The sequence below is a fragment of the Micromonospora sp. MH33 genome (assembly GCF_003013775.1).
GTDB classification, from domain to species: domain Bacteria; phylum Actinomycetota; class Actinomycetes; order Mycobacteriales; family Micromonosporaceae; genus Micromonospora; species Micromonospora fulviviridis.
Genome location: NZ_MUYZ01000057.1, coordinates 1 through 22,655 on the forward strand (window position 1 = coordinate 1; position 22,655 = coordinate 22,655).

The following is a 22,655-nucleotide window of genomic DNA, read 5'->3' on the forward strand; positions in this document are numbered from 1 at the left end:
GGCACCGGCCGCCCCGCCGACGTCGACGCCGCTGGTGGTGCCGTCGGCGAGCAGCGGTCCGCCGAAGGCGACGCCGTCGCGGGCCACGCCGTCCGCCACGCGCCGCAGCGTCGCGCCGGACCCGACCCCGTCCGCCTCCCCCACCCGTACGCCGAGCCCCAGCCCGTCGCCGGCCGCTCCGCTGACCGGGAGCTACGAGACCGTCTCCGACCGGGTCTTCGGCTACCGGGGCCAGGTGGTGCTGAGCAATCCCGGTCCGGCGGCGCGGTCGGGCTGGACGGTGACCGTCACGCTGGGCGACGGCGCCACCGTCGGCACCGTCAACGGGGCCGAGGCGAAGCAGGACGGGGCGGTGGTCACCTTCACCGGCGCGGCCGTGCCGGCGGGCGGGTCGGCCACCATCCGGTTCGACGTGCGGGATCCCGACGTGACGGCCACGGAGCCGGAGGGCTGCACGGTGGACGGGGCCGCCTGCGCCGGGCTGTGACCGGCGCGTCGGGTCGGCGACGGGCCGCCGGGCGGAGGATCCTCCCGGCGGCCCGCTGACTTGAGGGTCAGTTGCGGTTGATGGTGAACGTGCTGGTCGTGTTCTTGATGTCCTGGTAGTTGTCGGTCAGCCGGAGGTTGGTGAAGGTGGCGGAGCCGACCGCCGGACCCTGCCCCGGCTCGGGCATCTCGTTGACCCAGATGCCGAAGCCCGACTTGGCGTCGAAGGCGTCACCGCTGCGCCTCGCCCCGGAGATCGACACGTTGGTCAGGACCGTGTCGGTGACCGGGTTCTCCGGTTGGCTGCCGTTGTACTTGGTCTGGAACATGATCCCGGAGTACGTCGGGTCGACGATGTCCACGTCGGACACCCGGATGCCGCGGAACTCCTTGGAGGCGGAGAAGAGCCACATCGCGGGGAACGTCTGCGCACCCCAGAAGTGCCCGCCGGCCCGGATCAGCGAGACGTTCTGGAACTGGGTGGGCGGGCTGGCGCCGAACCCGACGAACGGGTAGCCGAAGTCCAGCGAGCTGATGGTGATGCCCGAGTACGTCAGCATGTCGGCGATGTAGAGGTTGCGGAAGATGTTGTCGTAACCGCCGTACACGGCCACCCCGGCCGCCCGCCAGGTGAGCGTGGCGGTCAGGTTCTCGAACACGTTGCCGTGGTTGCCGCCCGAGCCGCCCTGGTCGATCGCGGAGAACAGCGCGAAGGCGTCGTCGCCGTTGGAGCGGCCCTCCGAGTTGGTGACCAGGTTGCCCGTACTGCCGTTGGTCATGTTCACCGCGTCGGCGAAGGTGTCCCGGAACCGGCTGTCCCGGATGGTCAGCCCGCTGACGCTCACCCCCCAGTACGCGCAGACGGTGTGCTCGACCCAGACGCTGTCCAGCGTCATGTTGTCGACGTCCTTCAGTTCGCCCCACACCTTGCCCGGACCGTCGATCCGGTTGGTGTAGTTGCCGAAGAACGCCAGGTGGGCGAAGGTCGACCCGCTCGCCGAGGACTCCACCCGGAAACCGGCGTCGGTGTTCTGCTGGTTGGTGGGCGTCTGGAAGCGGGTGTACCACATGCCCGCGCCGACCACCTTTACCGGCTTGCCGTACACCTGGAACTTCTGCGCCGTGTCGTAGGTGCCCGGCGGCAGGTAGACGCCGACCAGGTTGCCGGTGGCGTCCATCCGGACGGCGTCCAGCGCGTTCTGGACGTCGGCGTGGCTGAAGCCGTTCGGCACCTGGTAACGGGCCGGGTCCGGGTTGGCCCGCGGCGACACCAGCTCGGTGTTGACGAAGTCGATCGCGTAGGTGGTGCTGTTGGCCGGGTCCTTCTGGAGCCGGATCGTGGCGCCCGCCGGGACGGTCGAGTTCAGCATCACGTTGGCCTCGTCGTACAGGTGGCGGGGCGCGCCGGCGCCCGGCGAGTCGCTCGGGCCCGCCTCGGCCCCGTAGAGCCAGATGTGCTTCGAGGTCAGGTTGATCGGCTTGTGCAGCACCCCGTTGACGTAGATGTTCAACGTCGAGTCGATCCCGCCGCCGCCCGGGGCGTCCGGGATGGAGAAGCGGGTGACCAGGGTGTTGGTGGCCGCCCGGGTGGTCCACTCGACGTACGCGCCGGTGGTGTTCAGGGTGACCGCCCGGCGGCCGGACGCCTCGCCGGCCAGGTCGCCGATGGTCCGGTTCGGCCCGATCACCTGCGCGCCGCCGCCGACCCGGCCGTCCTCGGCCTCGTACGTGTCGTACGGGACGTTCGCGCCCCGCCCGACGAAGAGCGGCCGGTCGCTGGTGTTGTTCTGCTGCTTGACCGGCAGTTCGTTGGCGTCGGCGGCGAGCGCCACCCGCACCGTGTACTTTCCGTTCGCCGCCGTCCAGCTGCCCAGGTTGACCGGCGGGCTGGTCGCCCCGGCCGCCAGGGTGCCGCTGTACGAGCCGGTGAGGGTGCGCACCACCGCGCCGGTGTCGCCGAGCAGGGTGAGGGTGATGCCGTGCGCCCCGCCGGCCGAGGCCACGGTGCCCTGGTTGCGGATCGACACCGAGAAGCTGACCGTGGCGCCGGCGCTCGGCGTGCCGGGCGACCAGCTCACCGCCCCGGCGACCAGGTCGGAGCTGGGCACCGCGCTGACCGTCAGCGAGCCGGTGCGGCTGTTGTTCGACTCGTTCTGCTCGATGACCGTGTTCGCCTCGTCGACCGTGGCGGTCATCTCGTAGCCGCCGGCGTTGCGCGCGCCGATGTCGACGGCGACGTTCGCCGAGGCCCCGGCCGCGAGCGCCCCGACGGCCGCGGTGCCGACCTTGGTCGTACCCAGGTAGAAGGTGACCGCGGAGGCGGCGGCCGGCGCGGTGCCGGCGTTGCGGACGGTGGCGGACAGGGTGACCGGGTCGGTCTCCACCGGCGCGGACGGCGCCGCGGACAGGGCGGTGACGGTGAGGTCCGGGTTCGGCGCCGGGGTGCCGATCACCTGGAACTCGGCGACCTGCCCGTTGGACGAGCCCGAGTTGGCGGTGAACTGGAGCCGCACGTCCGCGGCGGTGGCGCTCACCGGGATGGTCACCGTGTTGCTGCTGGTCGGGCTGAACGAGTACGTCGCCGAGCCGACCACGCTGGTGAAGCCGGAGGCGGACTGCTCCCGGCCGAGCACCTGGAAGGTCTGCGTGCGCGGCCCCCAGACCGGGTCCGGGTTCAGCTTGACCACGATCGCGCTGATGCTGGCGTTGGCGCCCAGCGCGACGGTCAGCGTGCTCGGGTACGCCCCCGGCGCGCCCTCCCAGTAGGTCGTCACGTCGCCGTCGTTGGCGTTGACCGCGTTGAACACGTGCACCACCGAGGATGCGGTGATCGGCTTGCCGACGGCCAGGTTGCTGCCGGTCGGGGTGCTGCCGGTCCGGGTGACCGTGTTGGAGGTCGCCGAGACGTTCCCGGCGGCGTCGCGGGCCCGGACGTACCAGGAGACCGTGGCACTGTCGGGCTGGCTGTCGGTGTACGTCAGGGTCGTGCCGCCGACGCTGCCGCGCAGCGCGTTGTTGGCGTAGACGTCGTAGCCGGTGACGCCGACGTTGTCGGTCGACGCCGTCCAGGTCAGCCGGATCTGCCCGCTCGCCGGCTGGGTGTACGCCAGGTTCCCCGGCGCGGTCGGCGCGGTGGTGTCCCCGGTGTTGCCGGTGCGGGTGACGGTGTTGCTGGCGGCCGACTGGTTGCCGGCCGCGTCGTGGGCCCGCACGTAGTAGGAGACGGTGGCGCCGGCCGGCTGGGTGTCGGTGTACGTGAGGGTCGACGCCCCGACGCTGGTGCGCAGCGTGCCGTTGGCGTAGATGTCGTAGCCGGTGACGCCGACGTTGTCGGTCGACGCCGTCCAGGTGAGCCGGACCTGGTCGGCGGCGGGCTCGGTGAGGGCAAGGTTGCCGGGGGCGCTCGGCGGCTGGGTGTCGCCGTTGGCCGGGCCGTAGACCTCCAGCTCGGCGAGCTGGCCGGCGGGCCAGCCGGTGTTGGCGGTGAACAGCACCCGCACGTACCGGGTGGTGGTGGTGCCGACGGTGACGGTGACCGTGTTGCCGCCGGCGGGGTCGAACGCGTACCCGGCGGAGGCGACGAGCGTGGTGAAGGTGGATCCGTCGGTGCTGCCCTGAACGCTCAGCGTCTGGGTACGGGCGGGCCAGCCGGTGGGGAGCTTGAGCACCACCTTGTTCACCGCCACGGCGGCGCCGAGGTCGACCCGGATCCACTGCGGGAACGCGTTGTTGGCGCTCTCCCAGTAGGTGGCCGGGTTGCCGTCGTTGGCGTTGCCCGCGCCGTAGACGTCGGAGTGGCTGCTCTCCGCCATGGTGCGGCCCAGGGCCAGGTTGGCCGACGAGTTCGCCGCGCCGTACACCTCCAGCTCGGCGAGCTGCGCGGCGGCCCAGCCGGTGTTGGCGGTGACGGTGACCCGGACGTGGCGGGCGCTGGTGGCCGGGAAGCTCAAGGTGACCGTGTTGCCGTTGGCCGGGCTGAAGGTGCGCCCGGCCGAGGCGAGCAGGGTGGTGAAGCTGCTGCCGTCGGTGCTGCCCTGCACCGACAGGGTCTCGGTGCGGGACTCCCAGCCGGCGGGGAGCTTCAGCACGACCTGGTCGACCGACTGGGCGGAACCGAGGTCGACCTGGGCCCACTGGGGGAACGTGCTGCCGGCGCTCTCCCAGTAGCTGCCGGCGTTGCCGTCGGTGAGGTTGCCGGCCGCGTACGGGCCGTTGACGCTGCTGGCGGTGGCGGTGCGGCCGAGCGCGAGGTTGGGACCGCCGGCCGCGGCGGCCGGGGACGGGGGCGGGGCCGTGACGGCCAGCGCGACCGCGGCGAGCACCGCGACCAGCCGGGTTCGGAATCTGGACATGGTGGAGGGACACCTTCTTCCGGGGACGTGGAGAGGTGGTGTGGTGGGGGGTTGGACGGGGTCCCCGCCGCGCCGCGGGGACCCCGGGCGGTCAGGTGGCGTACACCTCGAACTCGCCGAGCTGGCCGGCGGGCCAGCCGGTGTTGCCGGTGAAGGTCAGCCGCAGGTACCGGCGGCCGGCGGACGGGAAGGTGACGGTGGCGGTGTTGCCGGTGGCCGGGTCGAAGGTGTAGCCGGCCGACGCCTTCACCGTGGTCCAGGTCGACCCGTCGGTGGAGCCGAGCACCGACAGCGTCTGGGTGCGGGTCTGCCAGGCCGACGACGGTGGCAGCTTCAGCACGACCCGGGACACCGGGTACGTCGCGCCGAGGTCGACGGTGAGCGACTGCGGGAAGGCGTTGTTGGCGCTCTCCCAGTAGGTGCCGGCGTTGCCGTCGACCGTGTTGGCCGCGCCGTACACGTCGGCGTGGCTGGTTTCGGTGACCGGCCGCCCGGCGGCCAGGTTGCCGCTCGGCGGCGGGGTGGTGGTCGGCGGGGGCGTGGTGGTCGGGGGCGGGGTGGTGGTCGGCGGCGGCGTGGTGGTGCCGCCGTACACCTCGAACTCGGCGGCCTGGCCGGCCGGCCAGCCGGTGTTACCGGTGACGCTGAGCCGCAGGTGCCGCCGCTCCCCCGCCGTCAGCGGGATCGACACGGTGTTGCCGCTGGCCGGGTCGAACGTGTAGCCGGCCGACGCCTTCAGCGTGGTCCAGGTGGACCCGTCGGTGGAGCCCAGCACGGACAACGTCTGGGTACGCCGCTCCCAGCCCGCCGGCAGCTTGACCACCACCCGGTCGACGGTGCGCGCCGACCCGAGGTCCACGGTCAGCGTCTGCGGGAAGGCGTTGTTGGCGCTCTCCCAGTAGGTGCCGGCGTTGCCGTCCACCGCGTTCGCCGCCGCGTACGTCTGGGTGCTGCTGGACGCGGTGGCCGGCCGGCCGAGCGCGAGGTTGCCGCCGGACGGCGGCGGGGTGGTCGGGGTGGGGCTCGGCGTCGGGCTGGTCGGGGTCGGGGTGGGCGGGGTGGACGGGCCGTTGCCCCACTGCGGCTCGGGCCACGGCCCGCAGTACGGGTTCGCCGAGTACCAGCCGGAATTGCCGGCGCCCTGGGTGATCTGGAAACCGCTCCCGACGCAGTTGTACATCGGGTTGGCCTGGGCGATGCCGGTGGCCCGGACGTTGGTGAAGCTGACCTGACTCGGGGCCTGCACTTGGAGCGCGAAGGTGCCCGCGCCGTCGATCCGCACGTTGTTCAGGTTGATCCCGCTGGTCTGCCCCTCGATCCAGTGCAGCGCCGCGTAGGAGCTGTCCAGGATATCGGTGTCGGTGACGTTGATGGTGGCGCCCTGGATCGGCTCGTTGAGCGCGGAGAACCAGAGCGCGCCGACGCCGAAGCGCCAGTTGTAGTCGGAGTTGCCGTTGCGGATCAGGGTGTTGCGGGCGACCGTGACGGTGCCGGCGACCGCGGTCGGGCCGTTCACGCCGGGATAGCGGTTGGCCACGTGGATGCCGCCGCCGTTGGTGACCGAGTCGGCGGTGACGTTGTCGGTGATCCGGATGTCCCGGCCGCCGTAGGTGACCAGGTTGTTCGCCAGGATGGTGACGCCGACGGTGTTGAAGGTGAAGGCGTTGTTGACGTTCGGCACGCTCTGCGCCCACATGGCCAGGCCGTCGTCGCCCGTGTTGCGGACGAAGGTGTTGGTCACCGTGGAGTTGGTGACGCCCCAGTGGAAGTTCACCCCGTCGGCGGTCTGGTCGAGGATCCGGCTGTTGCGGATGGTGAAGTTGTCCATGGGGCCGTCCATCCAGGCGCCGACCTTGGTGTGCTGCAACCAGAGGTTGTCCACCACGGAGTTCGACATCGCCCCGCCCAGGGCGTTGACCTGGTCCTCGTCCACCCGCTCGCGGATGTCGCCGATGATGGCGAAGTCCCGCAGGGTGACGTTGCGGCTGGGCCCGCCGGCCTCGTGCGGCCGGATCTCGCCGCTGTAGCCGCCGCCGGGCACGTACTTGCCGTAGATGCCGGCGGCCCGCTTGCGGTCGGTGGGGTGCCGGCCGCCGAGCACCGAGTACCAGGGCCCGGCGCCGCGCAGGGTCACCCCGTCGACCACCACGTGGTCCCAGAGGGTGAAGGTGCCGGCGGGGATCCAGACGTTCTTCCCCTGGGCCTTGCCGGCGTCCACGGCCGCCTGGAACCTCGCCGTCGAGTCGGTGGCGCCGGTGGGGTCGGCGCCGAAGTCGGTGACCACGTCCAGCACGCCGGCCGGCTTGGCGATCTGCCCGCCGACCAGCTCGAAGTCGGCCAGGTCGATGGTGAAGGTGGGCGACTGCGCGGTCGAGGAGACCTGGAGGCGGATCTTCGTGCCGGCCGGGTACGTGGTGCCGAACAGGGTCCGGGTCTCCTCGTAGAAGTGGTGCGGGTTGGTGTCGCCGGGGTTGTTGTTGAACGGGTACCCGCCGTAGTACCAGCCGTACCGGGACGTGACCGGGACCGACTTGACCAGGGCGCCGCCGGCGCGCAGGTCGATGCTGGCGTCCCGGCCGGTGCCGGTGGCGCTGTCCGGCAGGCTGTACCGGAAGGTGACCGCGTTGGCCGGCGCGGTGAGGGTGAACTCGACGTACTCGCCGACGGCGTCGAGGGTGACCGCCTCCCGGCCGGACGCCTCGGACGGGAGGGTGCCGTAGCGCCGGTCGGGGCCGATCCGGGTGCCGGTATGGACGGCCTGCTCCGCCTCCTGCTCGACGAAGGGCACGGTGGCGCCGCGGCCGGCGATGTCGAACGGGGACAGCCCGGCGGCCCGGGCCGGAGTGGCGGTGGTGGTGAGCGCCACGACGGTGACGGAGGTGGCGGCCAGCGCGGCGCCGGCGAGGGCGGCCAGCCCCGCGCGGAGCCGGCGGCGGCGCGGGTGGTGCGGGGTGGTGTGGTCGGCCATGAGGGGTGCGCTCCCTTTCGTCGGATGGCCAGGTCTCCCCCGTGCGGTGCGGTGTTCGCTCCTCCTTCCTGTTCGGGCGGCGCCGGCGGCCGGGACGGGCCGCCGACGCCGGGGACGGTCAGCGGGTCCGCAGCCAGACCGCGGTGTCCGGCGGCAGCCGATCGTCGTCGAGCGGTCCGCTGGCCAGCAGCAGCCGCTCGTGCGCGGGCAGCGGCACGGCGGCCGCGGAGAGGTTGACCAGGCAGGTGAAGCCGGGATCGCGGGCGAACGCGAGCACCTGGTCGGGGCCGGGCAGCCAGGTGAGCCCGCCGTCGCCGAGCGCGGCCTCGGACCGGCGGATCGCGATGGCCGCCCGGTAGAGCTCCAGCATCGAGTGCGGGTCGCCGGTCTGGGCGCGGACCGTGCGGTCCTTCCAGTCGGCCGGCTGGGGCAGCCAGGGCGCGGCCGCCGCGCCGTCGGGGCTGAACCCGAACGGCGGAGCGTCACCGGCCCAGGGCAGCGGCACCCGGCAGCCGTCCCGGCCGGGGTCGACGCGGCCGGAACGTTCCCACATCGGGTCCTGGCGCAGCTCGTACGGGATGTCCTCGACCTCCCAGAGCCCCAGCTCCTCCCCCTGGTAGACGTACGCGGCGCCGGGCAGCGCCAGGGAGAGCAGCGCGGCGGCCCGGGCCCGGCGGGTGCCGAGCTCCAGGTCGGTGGGGATCCCCTCGCGCTTGGCGGCGAAGCTGAACCGGGTGTCGGCCCGGCCGTAGCGGGTGACGTGCCGGGTGACGTCGTGGTTGGAGAGCACCCAGGTGGCCGGCGCGCCGACCGGCGCATGGGCGCTCAGCGTCCCGTCGATGCTCTCGCGCAGCGCCGCGGCGTCCCAGGCGCAGCCGAGGAAGTCGAAGTTGAAGGCCGCGTGCAGCTCGTCCGGGCGCAGGTAGTTGGCGAACCGCTGCCGGTCCGGCAGCCACACCTCGCCGATCAGGGCCCGGTCGGCGGGGTAGGAGTCGGCGACCCGCCGCCAGTCGCGGTAGATCTCGTGCACCCCGTCGAGGTCGCGGAAGGGGTGCGGCCGGTCCGGCAGGGTCTCGGGCAGCGTCCCGTCCTTGACCAGCAGCCCGGCGGAGTCGATCCGGATGCCGTCCACCCCGCGGTCGAACCAGAACCGCAGGATGTCCTCGAACTCGGCGCGCACCCGCGGGTGGTCCCAGTTGAAATCCGGCTGCTCGGGGGCGAACAGGTGCAGGTACCAGTCGCCGGGGGTGCCGTCCGGGTTGACGGTCCGGGTCCAGGTCGGGCCGCCGAACTCGCCGGCCCAGTCGGTGGGCCGCTGGTCGCCGTCCGGGCCGCGGCCGGGGCGGAACCAGAACAGCTCCCGCTCCGGCGCGTCCGGCCCGCCGGCGAGGGCCGCCCGGAACCAGGGGTGCGCGTCGGAGCAGTGGTTCGGCACCACGTCGACGATGGTCCGGATGCCCAGCGCGTGCGCCTCGCTGATCAGCGCCTCCGCCTCGGCGAGGGTGCCGAAGACCGGGTCGATGTCGCGGTAGTCGGCCACGTCGTAGCCGGCGTCGGCCATCGGGGAGGGGTACCAGGGGCTGAACCAGATCGCGTCGACGCCGAGCTCCGACAGGTAGTGGAGCCGGGACCGGATGCCGGCGATGTCGCCGACGCCGTCACCACCGCCGTCGGCGAAGCTCCGCGGGTACACCTGGTAGATCACCGCTCCACGCCACCACGGACCGCTGTCTGGTGTGGACACGAGCACCTGCTTTCTGCGTCGGTACGTCGGCGGGTTCGCCGGACCTGGATGTGGGGTCGGGCGAACGGTCGTCGTTCGCCGCGGGAGTGTTTCGCCGGTGGTGTGCCGGTGCGGTCAGCCCTTGAGGCTGCCGGTGGTCAGGCCCGACATGATGTTCCGCTGGAAGATCAGGAAGATGATGACGGTCGGTATCGCGGCGATGACCGAGGCGGCGATCACCACGTTCATGGGCGTGCCACCGGAGAAGGCGTAGATGCCGACGCTGACCGTGCGGGTCTCGGGCGACGGCATGACCAGCTTCGGCCAGAGGAAGTCCTTCCAGACCGCCGTCACCGCGAAGATCGAGACCACGCCGAGGATGGGGCGCGACATCGGCAGGATGATCGACCAGAGCGTGCGCAGCGGAGTGGCCCCGTCCACGAGGGCCGCCGCCATGAGGTCCGCCGGGATCGAGTCGAAGAACCGTTTCAGCAGGAAGATGTTGAACGCGTTCGCGACCAGCGGCAGCCAGATCGCGAACGGCGAGTCGAGCAGGTTGAGGTGCAGGATCGGCAGGTCGATCACGGTCACGTACTGCGGGACGATGAGGACCATCGCCGGGATCATCAGCGTGGCCAGCATCAGGCCGAGGATCACGTTGCCGAGGACCGGCCGCAGCTTCGACAGCGAGTACGCCGCCGCGGTGTCGAGGACCAGTTGGAACAGCACCGCGCCGGTCGCGTAGTAGAACGTGTTGAACAGCAGCTTGGCGAGGTTCAGGTTGGTCCACGCGTCGACGTAGTTCTGCGGCTGGGGATCCCTGGGATACAGCGACGGCGGGGTCTGCGCGATCTCCTGGCCGGACTTGAGCGCGCCGGTGACCATCCAGTAGAGCGGCCCGATGAAGACGAGCGTGAACCCCACCACGACGACGGCGAGCAGCGTCCAGTAGATGATCCTGCCGCGCCCCCGGGTGAGCTGGGCCTGGGAGATGAGGGTCCGGGTCCCGGAGTCCTGTGCCATTCCTGGTCCGTCCTAGTCCTGTTTCGCGGTCAGCCGCACGTAGACGGCGGAGAAGCCGGCCAGCACCACGAGCATGATCACGCCGAGTGCCGCGGCGCCGTTGAGGTCGTTCTGGAAGAAGCCGTGCTGGTAGATGAGGTACGCGACCGAGGTCGCCGAGTCGCCCGTACCCGCGCCGTTGGCGAGGATCAGCGGCTCGATGAAGAGCTGCATGGTGGCGACGATCTGCAGCATCGCCAGGAGCGCGAGGATCAGCCGGGTCTGCGGGATGGTCACGTGCCGGATCCGCCGCCAGATCCCGGCGCCGTCGAGTTCGGCCGCCTCGTAGAGCTCGCCGGGGATGTTCTGCAGTGCCGCCAGGTAGATCAGCACGGCGCTGCCCATGTTCATCCAGGTCGACGCCAGCACCATGGCGGGCATGGTCATCCCGGGTGACTGCATCCACTCCGACGTCGGCAGGTGCAACGCCGTGAGGATCGCATTGAACAGCCCCGCCTCGCTGGGGTCGTACGCGTAGAACTTGAAGAGGAAGAGCGCCGAGGCCGGCGGCAGCATCACCGGCAGGTAGACCAGGATCCGCAGGTATCCCTTGGCGTGGCGGAACTCGTTGAGCAGGATCGCCACGAAGAACGGCACCGCGTACCCGAGGACGAGCGCGAGGGCCGTGAAGTAGAACGTGTTCTGCCAGGCGGTCCAGAAGCTGGGGTCGTCGATGATGCGGGCGTAGTTGTCCCAGCCGACCCAGGTGGTCTCGCCCCGGCGGGTGCGCTGGAAGCTCATCACGATGCCGCGGACCATCGGGTACCAGGAGAAGACGGCGAAGCAGAGGACCGCCCCGATCAGGAACGCGTGCCCGGTGAGGTTGTCCCGTACCTTGCGGCCGAGGCCCGCATGCCGGCGCGGTGACGGGTACGGCGGCCCGGGGCGACCCGCTTGTCTGGTGGTACCCGGGACGGTGGTGATGGCCAAGGCGTCTCCTGCGGAAAGTCGGTGGCCGGACGGTGTGCGGGCGGAGGGTGGGGGCCGGCGCGCCGACCCCCACCCGCGCCGGGTCAGCTCCCGGCGGCCAGCAGCTGGTTGACCTTGCCTTCGGCCGTCTTGAGCAGCGCGTCGATGTTCGCGTTCGGGTTCGTCAGGACCCCGGACATCGCGGCGTCGAGCACCGCGTAGATGGCCTGCGCGTTGCGGGGCTCGCCCTTGATCGGGACCGGGTTCGCCTCGAAGACCGCGAAGTTCGCGGTGTCCACGTTCGCGTTCGCCTTACGCAGCTCCAGCTCCTGCTTCTGCGCGTCGCTGCCGTTGGCGAACAGCAGCGGCTGGGGCAGGCCCACCGGGTAGTTCTGCGGCTTGGCCCGGACGTAGTCGAACTGGCCCTTGCCCGGCGTCAACTTCTGGTACGCGATCCACTTCAGACCGGCCTTGACCTGCTCGGGGGTGAGGCCCTTCTTGAAGAAGTAGCCCTCGCCGCCACCGAGCGTCGCCTTCGCCGGGCCGTCCTGGCCCGGCAGCGGGCCCATCGCCCAGTCCTGGAACTTGCCCTGGAACTGGCTGACGATCGCCTGGGTGGCGTCCGGGGCGCCGATGAACATGCCGACCTTGCCCGCGCCGGCGTTGGTCAGCAGGTCGCCCCACTGCAGCAGTTGGCGGCTGCCCATGCTGTTGTCGCCGTACCGCATGTCCTTGAGGTTCTGGAGGACCTGCTTGCCCATCGCGTTGTTGAAGTCGGCCTTCTTGCCGTCCTCGCTGAGCACCTGGCCGCCCTGGGAGTAGAGCAGGGAGGTGAAGTGCCAGCCTCCGGTGTTGCCGGCGCTGTACTCCGAGTAGCCGGCAATGCCGTTGCCCAGCGCGGAGATCTTCTTGGCCGCCTCCCGGACCTCCGCCCACGTCTTGGGCGGGCTGTTCACGTCGAGGCCCGCCCGCTGGAACAGGACCTTGTTGTAGACCAGGCCCATCGAGTAGTTCTTCACCGGGACGGCGTAGAGCTTGCCGCCGTCGGTGAAGACGCCCTTGAGCGCCGGGTCGACGCTGTCCCAGGTCGGGATCGTGTCCTTGTTGACGTACTGCGTGACGTCCATCGCCTGACCGGAGTCGAGCACCTGCTGGAGATCGGTCATGTACCCGTAGAACACGTCGGTCACGGTGCCGCCGGCGAGGCGGGCCGTGAAGTCCGGCGGGTTGTTGCACTGCTCGCCGACGCTGACGCTCTTGATGACGATGTTCGGGTTCTGCCGCTGGAACTCGGCGACGTCGTCGTTCCAGTTCTTCAACAGCTCTTTCTGGGAGCCGACCGGCTGGCAGTCGACGGTGATGGTGACCTTGCCGCTGGCGTCCTTCGCCGCGTTGTCGCTCTTCGTGGAGCAAGCCGCGAGGCTGAGCCCCAGGCCGGCCACGAGCGCTATCGCCGCAGCCTTCCGGTACTGCGGTACGGACATCTGTCCATCCCTTCGGGGGAACGGGGGGTATCCATGGCCTTCGCTTGATCTGCCGTGAACGTCACCGCCTGACGTCGAGGCCAGGTGTGAGTGGAGTCACTGTAGCGAGGCCGACTCATTGCGGCAAGGTTTCGATCGCAACATGAAAGGACCCGACTTTGTGACGACAGATATGGACAGGACGAGGAGCCCAGCCCAGGTTCTGGCTTTCGCCCCGTTCCGCCCCCGAGCCCGGAGGCGACGACGAAACGGCCGCCGACCGCGGGTGGGCGGTCGACGGCCGGAGCGTCGTGCGGTGATCAGGGAGGCGGTCGGGAGCCGGAGACGTCCGGCCGGGTGGTCAGCGACCCGGGGCGGGGGCGGTGGAGCCGCGGACCACCAGTTCGGGCTCGAACAGCAGCTCGTCGTGCAGCACGCCGGCCCCCTCGATCTGGGTGACCAGCAGGTCCACGGCGGCCTGCCCCATCGTCTCGATCGGCTGCCGCACGGTGGTCAGCGGCGGGTCGGTGCAGGTCATGAACGCGGAGTCGTCGAAACCGACCACGGAGACGTCGGTCGGCACCGCGCGACCGAGCCGCCGCGCGGCCCGGATGGTGCCCAGGGCCAGCACGTCGCTGGCGCAGATGATGCCGGTCACGCCCCGCTCGACCAGCTTGGTCGCCGCGACCCGCGCCCCCTCCATGGAGAAGCTGGAGCGCTCGACGTACCCGGTGTCGTCGGCCCAGCCCGCGACCTGGACCATGGCGTCCAGCTTGCGCCGGGACGGGACGTGCCCCTCCGGGCCGAGCACCATGCCGATCCGCTCGTGCCCGAGCGAGCACAGGTGCCCGTACGCCTGCTCCACCGCCACCGCGTCGTCGGTGGAGACCCGGGGGAAGCCCAGCTCGTCGACGCCCGCGTTGACCAGCACCACGGGCAGGCCCCGGTCGGTCAGCCGGCGGTAGTGCTCGTGGGTGGCGTCGGCGAGGGCGTACGACCCGCCCGCGAAGATCACCCCGGATACCTGGTGGTCGAGGAGCATCTCGACGTAGTCCGACTCGGACACCCCGCCGATGGTGCGGGCACAGAGCGCGGGGGTGAAGCCCCGCTGCGCGAGCGAGCCGGTCACCACCTCGGCGAGCGCCGGGAAGATCGGGTTCTGCAGCTCCGGCAGGACCAGGCCGACCAGCCGGGCCCGTTCACCGCGCAGCTTGGTCGGCCGCTCGTAGCCGAGCACGTCGAGCGCGGTCAGCACCGCGGTCCGGGTCGCCTCGGACACGCCGCCCCGCCCGTTGAGCACCCGGCTCACGGTCGCCTCGCTGACGCCCGCCTTGCGGGCCACCTCCGTCAACCGTTTCGTCACGGCGGCAATCGTACGTCGTGTTCTTGCAAGAAATGAACAAGGCCCTGCTGGGCGACGCCCCTGACACCGGTCCCGGGCATCCCCTGCGGGGCGTCCGCCCGCGTGATCAAGGCCCGCAAGATTCGGACAGACGGGCGCTTGAATATCGACAAAGGGCAGGAATAACATGAGGCACCTTTCGGCGGGCGCGCCTCACCCCGCGCCGATTCACCACCGTCTCCCCCCGTCCCCCGGTGAAAGTGGGTAGTCCGATGCAGCGGAGCGTGGAAGGCGCGGCGGGCCTGCGCCCGGCCGTGCCGATCGCCAGGATCCTCGCGGCGGCGGCCACCGCCGTCGCGCTGGCCGTACCGGCCGGGAGCGCCGCCCTGGCGGCCGGTCCCGCCGGCCCGACCCCCGTGGTCACCCGGGCCGGGCTCGACCCGGCGCTGGTCGCCGGCCGGGGCGCCACCGTGGACTTCGTCGAGCAGGAGGCCGAGCACGCCCGGACCACCGGCACCGTCATCGGCCCGGACCGCGCCGCCTACACCCTCGCCGGCGAGGCGTCCGGGCGGCGGGCGGTCCGCCTCTCCCCCGGCCAGTACGTCGAGTTCACCCTCCCGCAGGCGACCAACGCGCTCACCGTCCGATACAGCATCCCCGACGCGCCCGGCGGCGGCGGGATCACCGCGCCGCTGCGGGTCACCGTCGGGCACGGACCGGCCCGCACCATGACGCTCACCTCGCAGTACGCCTGGCTCTACAACCAGTACCCGTTCACCAACGACCCCGGCGCCGACCTGCTCCACCCCGACTGGTGGATCACCGAGTGCTCCTGCGTGCCGGCGGCCACCACACCCGCGCCGGCCATCACCAAGCCGTTCCGGCCGCACCACTTCTACGAGGAGCAGCGGCTGCTGCTGGGCCGCACCCACCGGGCCGGCGAGGTGGTCCGGCTGACCGCACCGCCCGGCACGGCCGCGGCGTGGACCGTGATCGACCTGCTGGACTCCCACCTCGTCGCCCCGCCCCGGGTACTTCCGCACGCCGTGAACGTGCTGGCCTTCGGCGCCGACCCGACCGGCCGGCGGGAGTCCGCCGACGCCTTCGACCGCGCCGTCGCGTACGCCCGCCGGGTGGACCGCACGCTCTACCTGCCGCCAGGGACCTATCAGGTGAACCGGCACATCACCGTCGACGACGTGACCATCGCGGGCGCCGGCAGCTGGTACACCGTCGTCAAGGGCCGCGAGGTGGCCCTGGACACCCCGGCCCCCGACGGCTCGGTGCACACCGGCGTCGGCTTCTACGGCCGTGACGCCGCCGAGGGCGGCAGCAGCGACGTCCACCTCTCCGGCTTCGCCGTCGAGGGCGACGTGCGCGACCGCATCGACACCGACCAGGTCAACGCCGTCGGCGGGGCGCTCAGCCACTCCACCGTCGACGGTCTCTACCTGCACCACACCAAGGTCGGCCTGTGGTTCGACGGCCCGATGACCGACCTGCGGGTCACCAACACGGTCATCGCCGACCAGATCGCCGACGGGCTCAACTTCCACACCGGCGTCACACATTCCTCGGTCTCGCACAGCTTCGTCCGCAACACCGGCGACGACGCGCTGGCCATGTGGTCGGAGGCGACCGGCAACGCCCACAACACCTTCGACCACAACACGGTGCAGTCCCCGGTCCTGGCCAACGGCATCGCCCTCTACGGCGGCACCGACCTCACCGTCTCGCACAACCTGATCGCCGACCCGGTCCGCGAGGGCAGCGCCATCCAGATCGGCTCGCGCTTCGGCGCCGAACCGTTCACCGGCCAGCTCCGGGTCACCGGCAACACCACGGTCCGGGCCGGCACCTACGAGCTGAACTGGAACATCGGCCTCGGCGCGATCTGGTTCTACGCGCTGGACCGCAGCATCGACGCCGACATCCAGGTGGTCGGCGACAGTTACCTCGACAACACCTACAACGCGATCATGCTGGTCAGCGACTGGCCGGTGAAGGACAAGTACTCGATCAGCAACGTGCACTTCCGGGACATCCGGGTCGACGGCACCGGCACCTCGGTGGTGAGCGCCCGGACCGCCGGCTCGGCGTCCTTCGCCGACGTGGACGCGCGCAACGTCGGCGCGGTCGGGGTGAACAACTGCGGGTCGTTCCACTTCACCCCGGCCGGATCGGAGTTCGGGCTCACCGACCTCGGCGGCAACGACGGCGGCTGGCTCGCCCCCTGGCTGCTGCCGAACACCATCACCTGCGACGACCGCCCGCCGGTGGTGCCGCCGCCGGCCCCGACGCCGTGGTGAGCTGATCCGCTCCCGGACGGCCCGGCGGGCGATCCGCCCGCCGGGCCGCCTCCGTCCGGTACCCCCCTCCGGCCAGCAGCGGCTGATCACCTCGGCACGTCACCAGCACCAAGCCGGGTTCAGTCGCGCAGCGCCGCCTGCACGGCGAGGGCGAAGCTCCGCACGTTGTCGACCATGATGTTGTGTCCGCAGTCGGGGACTGCCACCACGTCCACGCCCGCGCCGGCCAGTCGGTCGGCGTCGAACCGTGGCCCGTCGGCCGCCGGGTACAGGAACGTCCGAGGTATCGGCAGCTTCTCCAGACTCTCGCGCGTCGTCGGTTCGGTGCCGCGCAGCAGGTTCATCGCGCTGCGGTAGAGGGCCTGCGGCCCGGCCAGGCGCATCGTGGCCGCCCACTGCGGTCCGGCGAACTCCAGCGTCTCGTCCCAGCCACCGTCGAGAAATTCATCCTCGGTGCGGTAGACCCCGATTCCCGAGCTGCCCGGTCGCTTGGCGGTGGGCAGTTCGCGCACCGGGTCGAGGGGCGCGTCAACCAGAACGAGCCGGCGCACCAGCCGGGGATGGCGCGCGGCCAGGGTGACCGCCACCGTGCCGCCCATGCTGTGTGCGACCACGTCGGCGCCGCTCACGTGGGCCTGCTGGAGCGCGCGGGCCAGGACGTCGGCGTGCATCTGCAGGGTGTAGGCGGCGTCCGGCGGACGGTCGCTGATTCCGAAACCCAGCATGTCGACCATGAGGGAGCGGTGGCCCGCCAGGGCCGGGTGCGCCACCGCGGCGGCGTAGTAGGGCGTGGAGCTCGCGCCGAGGCCGTGGAGGTAGACACGGGTGGGCTCGGCGCCGGGAATCTCGACCCAGCGCACGCGGGAACCGTCGGGAAGTACCTGAGCGCTATGCATGATCGACACCATACCTCGACTCCGAGGTATCCCGGTACGAGGGTATGATCCCGATCATGCTGGAACTCGCGATCCTCGGCTTCCTGCAGGACGGCCGGCTACACGGATACGACCTGCGCAAGCGCATCGCGGCCCTGACCGGGCACGTACGCCCCATCGCGGACGGCACGCTCTACCCCCTGCTCAAGCGCATGGAAGCGGCCGGGCTGCTCTCCCGCGAACTGCAGCCCGGTCAGGTAGCCGCACCCCGGCACATGCTGTCGCTGACCGAGGCGGGCGCCAAGCTGCTGCGCCACCGGTTACGCGAACCCGACGAGCTGTTCATCACCGACGAGAACCGGTGGTTCACCATGCTCGCCTTCCTGCGCCACCTCGATGACCCGGCCGCGCAGGCCGCCGTGTTGCGGCGCAGGCTGCACTTCCTCACCCAGCCGGCCAGCTTCTTCTGGGACGGCGACCGGCCGCTGCGTGCGGCCGACTTCGACGACGCCTTCCGGCAGGGACTGTTCACGATCGCGACCGCGACAACGCACGCCGAGCTGAAATGGCTGCGCCAGACGCTGGCCGCCCTGGAGCAGGCTTCCTGACGCCTGTCGCGGCCATCCCGACAGCGGCATCGTGCGCCCTCGAACAAGCCACCCGGTCCTGCGGGCCGAGGGTCAGCTGGCCAGCCAGCGCTGGATACAGGTGAGCAGGTCCTCCGCGTCGACGGGCTTGGTGACGTAGTCGCTGGCGCCGGAGGAGATGCTCTTCTCCCGGTCCCCGCGCATCGCCTTCGCGGTCACCGCGATGATCGGCAGGTCCGCGTAGCGGGGCATGGCGCGGATCGCGGCGGTGGCCGCGTACCCGTCCATCTCCGGCATCATCACGTCCATCAGCACCAGGTCGATGTCGTCGTGCCGCATCAGCGTCTCGACGCCCTTGCGGCCGTTCTCCGCGTAGACCACGTCCATGCCGTGCAGTTCGAGGATGTTGGTCAGGGCGAAGACGTTGCGGGCGTCGTCGTCCACCACCAGCACCTTGCGGCCGGACAGCTCGCGGGCGACCGGGTCGTCGACCGGACTGAGGTCGGTGGCCGGCGCCGCGAAGGACGGCACCCGCTCCGGGGTGTCCGCGGTCAGGTGCAGCACGATGCGCTCGCGCAGCTCGTCCAGGCTGCCGAGGACCTCCAGCGGGCGGTCCGCGGCCATCCCCTGGAGCAGGGCGTCCTGCCCGCCCGCGAGCGGCTGACCGTGGTACGCCAGCACCGGCAGGCCGCGCAGGCCGGGGTGCTCGTGCAGCGCCCTGAGCAGGGCCGTGCCGTGCTCGTCGGCCGGGTCGAGCTGCACCACGAGCAGGTGGTGCCGGTGCCGGGCGAGCGTACCGACCGCCTCGTCGACGTCCACCGCGGTGGACACCTCGACCGGGCCGCCGGTCTCCGCCGCCACGCCGCGGGCCAGCAGGGTGAGCAGCCCCTTCTCGTGCGCCTCGAGCACCAGCACCCGGCGCTGCTGCCGCTCCACCCAGCGTTGGGCCTCCGACTCGACCGGAGCCGCCGTCGCCATGCCCGGTACGGCGAGGCCGGAGTCGGGCAGCGGCACGGTGGCCGTGGCGGGCAGGTAGAGGGTGAAGGTGCTGCCCTGGCCGAGGACGCTCTCCGCGGTGATCTGCCCGCCGAGCAGCCGGGCGATCTCCCGGCTGATGGACAGGCCCAGGCCGGTGCCGCCGTACCGCCGGCTGGTGGTGCCGTCGGCCTGCTGGAACGCGTCGAAGATGGCGGTCAGGTGCTGCTCGGCGATGCCGATGCCGGTGTCGACGACCCGGAACGCGATGACCGTGTCGGCCGGCGGCATCCCGGCCGGCAGCTCGTCCGGGCGGGCCCGCTCGATGCGCAGCTGCACCCGGCCCTTCTCGGTGAACTTGACCGCGTTGGAGACCAGGTTTCGCAGCACCTGCCGCAGCCGCTGCTCGTCGGTGTGCAACCGGGCCGGCACGTCCGGGCCGGTGACCAGGTCCAGCTCCAGGCCGCGCGGGGTGGTGAGCGGACGGAAGGTGGCGTCGACGTAGTCGCGCAGCGTGGACAGCTCGAACGTCTCCGGGTTGATGTCCATCTTGCCGGCCTCGACCTTGGACAGGTCGAGGATGTCGTTGATGAGCTGGAGCAGGTCGGCGCCGGCCGAGTGGATCACGGTGGCGTACTCGACCTGCTTCGGGGTGAGGTTACGGTTGGGGTTCTGGGCGAGCAACTGGGCGAGGATCAGCAGCGAGTTCAGCGGCGTACGCAGCTCATGGCTCATGTTGGCCAGGAACTCCGACTTGTACTTCGAGGCGAGCGCGAGCTGCTGGGCGCGGGTCTCCAGCTCCTGGCGGGCCTGCTCGATCTCGGAGTTCTTCGTCTCGATGTCGTGGTTCTGCCGGGCCAGCAGCGCGGCCTTCTCCTCCAGCTCGGCGTTGGAGCTCTGGAGTTCCTCGGAGCGGGCCTGCAGCTCCTCCGAGCGGGCCTGGAGCTCGGCCGCCAGCCGCTGCGACTCGGTCAGCAGCACGTCGGTGCGGGCGTTCGCGACGATGGTGTTGACGTTGACGCCGATGGTCTCGGTGAGCTGGTCGAGGAAGTCGCGCTGGATCTCGGTGAACCGGCCCATGCCGGCCAGCTCGATGACACCGAGGACCTGGTCCTCGAAGAGGATCGGCAGCACCACCAGGTGCAGCGGCACGGCCGCGCCCAGGCTTGACGAGACGGTGACGTAGTCGGCCGGCACGGCGTCCACCACGATGGCCCGCTTGCTCAGCGCGGCCTGCCCGACCAGCGAGTCGCCCAGGGCGTACCGGCGGCGGGTGGCGTCGTGGCCGTAGCCACCGACCACCCGCAGGCCCCGGCCGTCGCCGCCCTCGTCGACCAGCAGGAACGTGCCGAGCTGCGCGGAGACCAGCGGGGCCAGCTCGTTCATCACCAGGCCGGCGACCACCTCCAGGTCCCGGTGGCCCTGCATGAGGCCGGAGATGCGGGCCAGGTTGGTCTTGAGCCAGTCCTGTTCCTGGTTGGTCCGGGTGGTCTCGCGCAGCGACTCCACCATGGAGTTGATGTTGTCCTTCAGCTCGGCGACCTCGCCGGAGGCGTCGACCGTGATCGAGCGGGTCAGGTCGCCGGTGGCGACCGCGCTGGTCACCTCGGCGATGGCACGCACCTGCCGGGTCAGGTTCCCGGCCAGCTCGTTGACGTTCTCGGTGAGCCGCTTCCAGGTGCCGGAGACGCCCTCTACTTCGGCCTGGCCGCCGAGCCGGCCCTCGCTGCCGACCTCCCGGGCCACCCGGGTTACCTCGGCCGCGAAGCTGGAGAGCTGGTCGACCATCGTGTTGATGGTGGTCTTCAGCTCCAGGATCTCGCCGCGGGCGTCCACGTCGATCTTCTTGGTCAGGTCGCCCTGCGCCACCGCGGTGGTCACCTGGGCGATGTTGCGGACCTGGCCGGTGAGGTTGTTCGCCATCGAGTTGACGTTGTCGGTCAGGTCCTTCCAGGTGCCGGCCACGTTCGGCACCCGGGCCTGACCGCCCAGCTGCCCCTCGGTGCCGACCTCGCGGGCCACCCGGGTCACCTCGTCGGCGAACGCGCTGAGCGTGCCGACCATGGTGTTGATGGTCTGGGCGAGCACGGCGACCTCGCCCTTGGCCTCGACGGTGATCTGCCGGCTCAGGTCGCCCTGGGCGACCGCCGTGGCGACCAGCGCGATCGAACGCACCTGGTTGGTCAGGTTGTTCGCCATCTCGTTGACGTTGTCGGTCAGGTCCTTCCAGGTGCCGGCCACGTTGGAGACCCGGGCCTGACCGCCGAGCCGGCCCTCGGTGCCGACCTCGCGGGCCACCCGGGTCACCTCGTCGGCGAACGCCGAGAGCTGGTCCACCATCGTGTTGATGGTCTCCTTCAGGGCGAGGATCTCGCCCCGGGCGTCGACCCGGATCTTCTGCGTCAGGTCGCCCTTGGCGACCGCGGTGGTGACCTCGGCGATGCTGCGGACCTGGGCGGTGAGGTTGTCCGCCATGACGTTCACCGACTCGGTGAGGTCCTTCCAGGTGCCCGAGACGCCCTTGACGTCGGCCTGGCCGCCGAGGCGGCCCTCGGTGCCGACCTCCCGGGCCACCCGCGTCACCTCGTCCGCGAACGAGGAGAGCTGGTCCACCATCGTGTTGATGGTGTTCTTCAGCTCCAGGATCTCGCCGTGCGCGGTGACGGTGATCTTCTGGGACAGGTCGCCCCGGGCCACCGCGGTGGCGACCTGGGCGATGCTGCGCACCTGGTCGGTGAGGTTGACGGCCATCGAGTTCACCGAGTCGGTCAGGTCCCGCCAGGTGCCGGCGACGCCGCTGACCTGCGCCTGACCGCCGAGCCGGCCGTCGGTGCCGACCTCCCGGGCCACCCGCGTCACCTCGTCCGCGAACGAGGAGAGCTGGTCCACCATCGTGTTGATGGTGCTCTTGAGCTCCAGGATCTCGCCCCGGGCGTCGACGGTGATCTTCTGGGAGAGGTCGCCGCGGGCCACCGCCGTGGTCACCTGGGCGATGTTGCGGACCTGGCTGGTCAGGTTGCCGGCCATGAAGTTCACCGAGTCGGTCAGGTCCCGCCAGGTGCCGGCGACGCCGGGCACCTCGGCCTGACCGCCGAGCCGGCCCTCGCTGCCGACCTCCCGGGCCACCCGCGTCACCTCGTCCGCGAACGAGGAGAGCTGGTCCACCATCGTGTTGATGGTGACCTTCAGTTCCAGGATCTCGCCCCGCACGTCGACGGTGATCTTCTGCGACAGGTCGCCCCGGGCCACCGCCGTGGCCACCTCGGCGATGTCGCGTACCTGGTCGGTCAGGTTGCCGGCCATCGCGTTCACCGAGTCGGTCAGGTCCTTCCAGGTGCCCGACACGCCCGGCACGTCGGCCTGGCCGCCGAGCTGCCCCTCCGTGCCGACCTCCCGGGCCACCCGGGTGACCTCGGAGGTGAACAGGGAGAGCTGGTCGACCATGCCGTTGAAGACGGTGGCGATCTCGCCGAGCAGCCCGTCGGCGTCCTCCGGCAGCCGGGTGCCGAAGTCGCCGTCCCGGACCGCGGTGAGACCGGCCAACAGCTGACGGAGGTCCGGATCGGCCACCGGGCCGCCGGCCGCCGGAATCGTTTCGCGTCGC

Annotated in this window: 12 protein-coding genes; 3 read left to right on the forward strand and 9 right to left on the reverse strand. The window is 71.2% G+C overall.

Annotation, left to right across the window (positions count from 1 at the left end; translation table 11 throughout):
• Positions 1–487, forward strand: a 487-nt coding sequence (locus B0E53_RS12055; RefSeq protein ID WP_210406034.1) for a cellulose binding domain-containing protein, incomplete at its 5' end; no start/stop codon positions are given.
• A gap of 67 nt (positions 488–554) precedes the next feature.
• Here the strand turns inward: B0E53_RS12055 and B0E53_RS12060 are convergent.
• From B0E53_RS12060 to B0E53_RS12090, 7 genes are all read right to left on the reverse strand, one after another.
• Positions 555–4,838 (reverse strand): discoidin domain-containing protein, encoded by a 4,284-nt coding sequence (locus B0E53_RS12060; RefSeq protein WP_107076140.1) that lies wholly within the window; start codon positions 4,836–4,838, stop codon positions 555–557.
• Between the two features lie 91 nt (positions 4,839–4,929).
• Complete coding sequence (locus B0E53_RS12065; protein ID WP_107076141.1) at positions 4,930–7,806, reverse strand: discoidin domain-containing protein; 2,877 nt, start codon at positions 7,804–7,806, stop codon at positions 4,930–4,932.
• A gap of 118 nt (positions 7,807–7,924) precedes the next feature.
• Positions 7,925–9,550, reverse strand: coding sequence for a glycoside hydrolase family 13 protein (locus tag B0E53_RS12070; protein WP_107076155.1), 1,626 nt, complete (start codon positions 9,548–9,550; stop codon positions 7,925–7,927).
• A gap of 114 nt (positions 9,551–9,664) precedes the next feature.
• Positions 9,665–10,552, reverse strand: a complete 888-nt coding sequence (locus tag B0E53_RS12075) for a carbohydrate ABC transporter permease (protein ID WP_107076142.1) — start codon at positions 10,550–10,552, stop codon at positions 9,665–9,667.
• Between the two features lie 12 nt (positions 10,553–10,564).
• The gene (locus B0E53_RS12080) at positions 10,565–11,521 is read right to left on the reverse strand and encodes a sugar ABC transporter permease (protein WP_107076143.1); all 957 of its coding nucleotides are present in this window, start codon (positions 11,519–11,521) and stop codon (positions 10,565–10,567) included.
• An 83-nt stretch (positions 11,522–11,604) separates the two neighbouring features.
• A complete protein-coding gene (locus B0E53_RS12085; RefSeq protein ID WP_107076144.1) occupies positions 11,605–12,984 on the reverse strand; it encodes an extracellular solute-binding protein in 1,380 nt (459 codons plus the stop codon).
• A gap of 340 nt (positions 12,985–13,324) precedes the next feature.
• Positions 13,325–14,326 (reverse strand): LacI family DNA-binding transcriptional regulator, encoded by a 1,002-nt coding sequence (locus tag B0E53_RS12090; protein WP_246835359.1) that lies wholly within the window; start codon positions 14,324–14,326, stop codon positions 13,325–13,327.
• Positions 14,327–14,577: 251 nt separating this feature from the next.
• Between B0E53_RS12090 and B0E53_RS12095 the strand changes: the two genes are divergently transcribed.
• Positions 14,578–16,614: a glycosyl hydrolase family 28-related protein gene (locus B0E53_RS12095; RefSeq protein ID WP_107076145.1), complete on the forward strand. Its 2,037-nt coding sequence runs from the start codon at positions 14,578–14,580 to the stop codon at positions 16,612–16,614.
• A gap of 119 nt (positions 16,615–16,733) precedes the next feature.
• Here B0E53_RS12095 and B0E53_RS12100 read toward each other — a convergent pair whose 3' ends face one another.
• Positions 16,734–17,510, reverse strand: coding sequence for an alpha/beta hydrolase (locus tag B0E53_RS12100; RefSeq protein WP_107076157.1), 777 nt, complete (start codon positions 17,508–17,510; stop codon positions 16,734–16,736).
• A gap of 56 nt (positions 17,511–17,566) precedes the next feature.
• Here B0E53_RS12100 and B0E53_RS12105 point away from each other — a divergent pair, with 56 nt between their 5' ends.
• The gene (locus B0E53_RS12105) at positions 17,567–18,097 is read left to right on the forward strand and encodes a PadR family transcriptional regulator (protein WP_107076158.1); all 531 of its coding nucleotides are present in this window, start codon (positions 17,567–17,569) and stop codon (positions 18,095–18,097) included.
• 72 nt (positions 18,098–18,169) lie between these two features.
• Here the strand turns inward: B0E53_RS12105 and B0E53_RS12110 are convergent, their stop codons facing one another.
• Positions 18,170–22,621 carry a HAMP domain-containing protein gene (locus tag B0E53_RS12110; protein WP_246835360.1) on the reverse strand — a complete coding sequence of 1,484 codons (4,452 nt, stop codon included), beginning with the start codon at positions 22,619–22,621 and terminating at the stop codon, positions 18,170–18,172.
• Positions 22,622–22,655 lie beyond the last annotated feature (34 nt).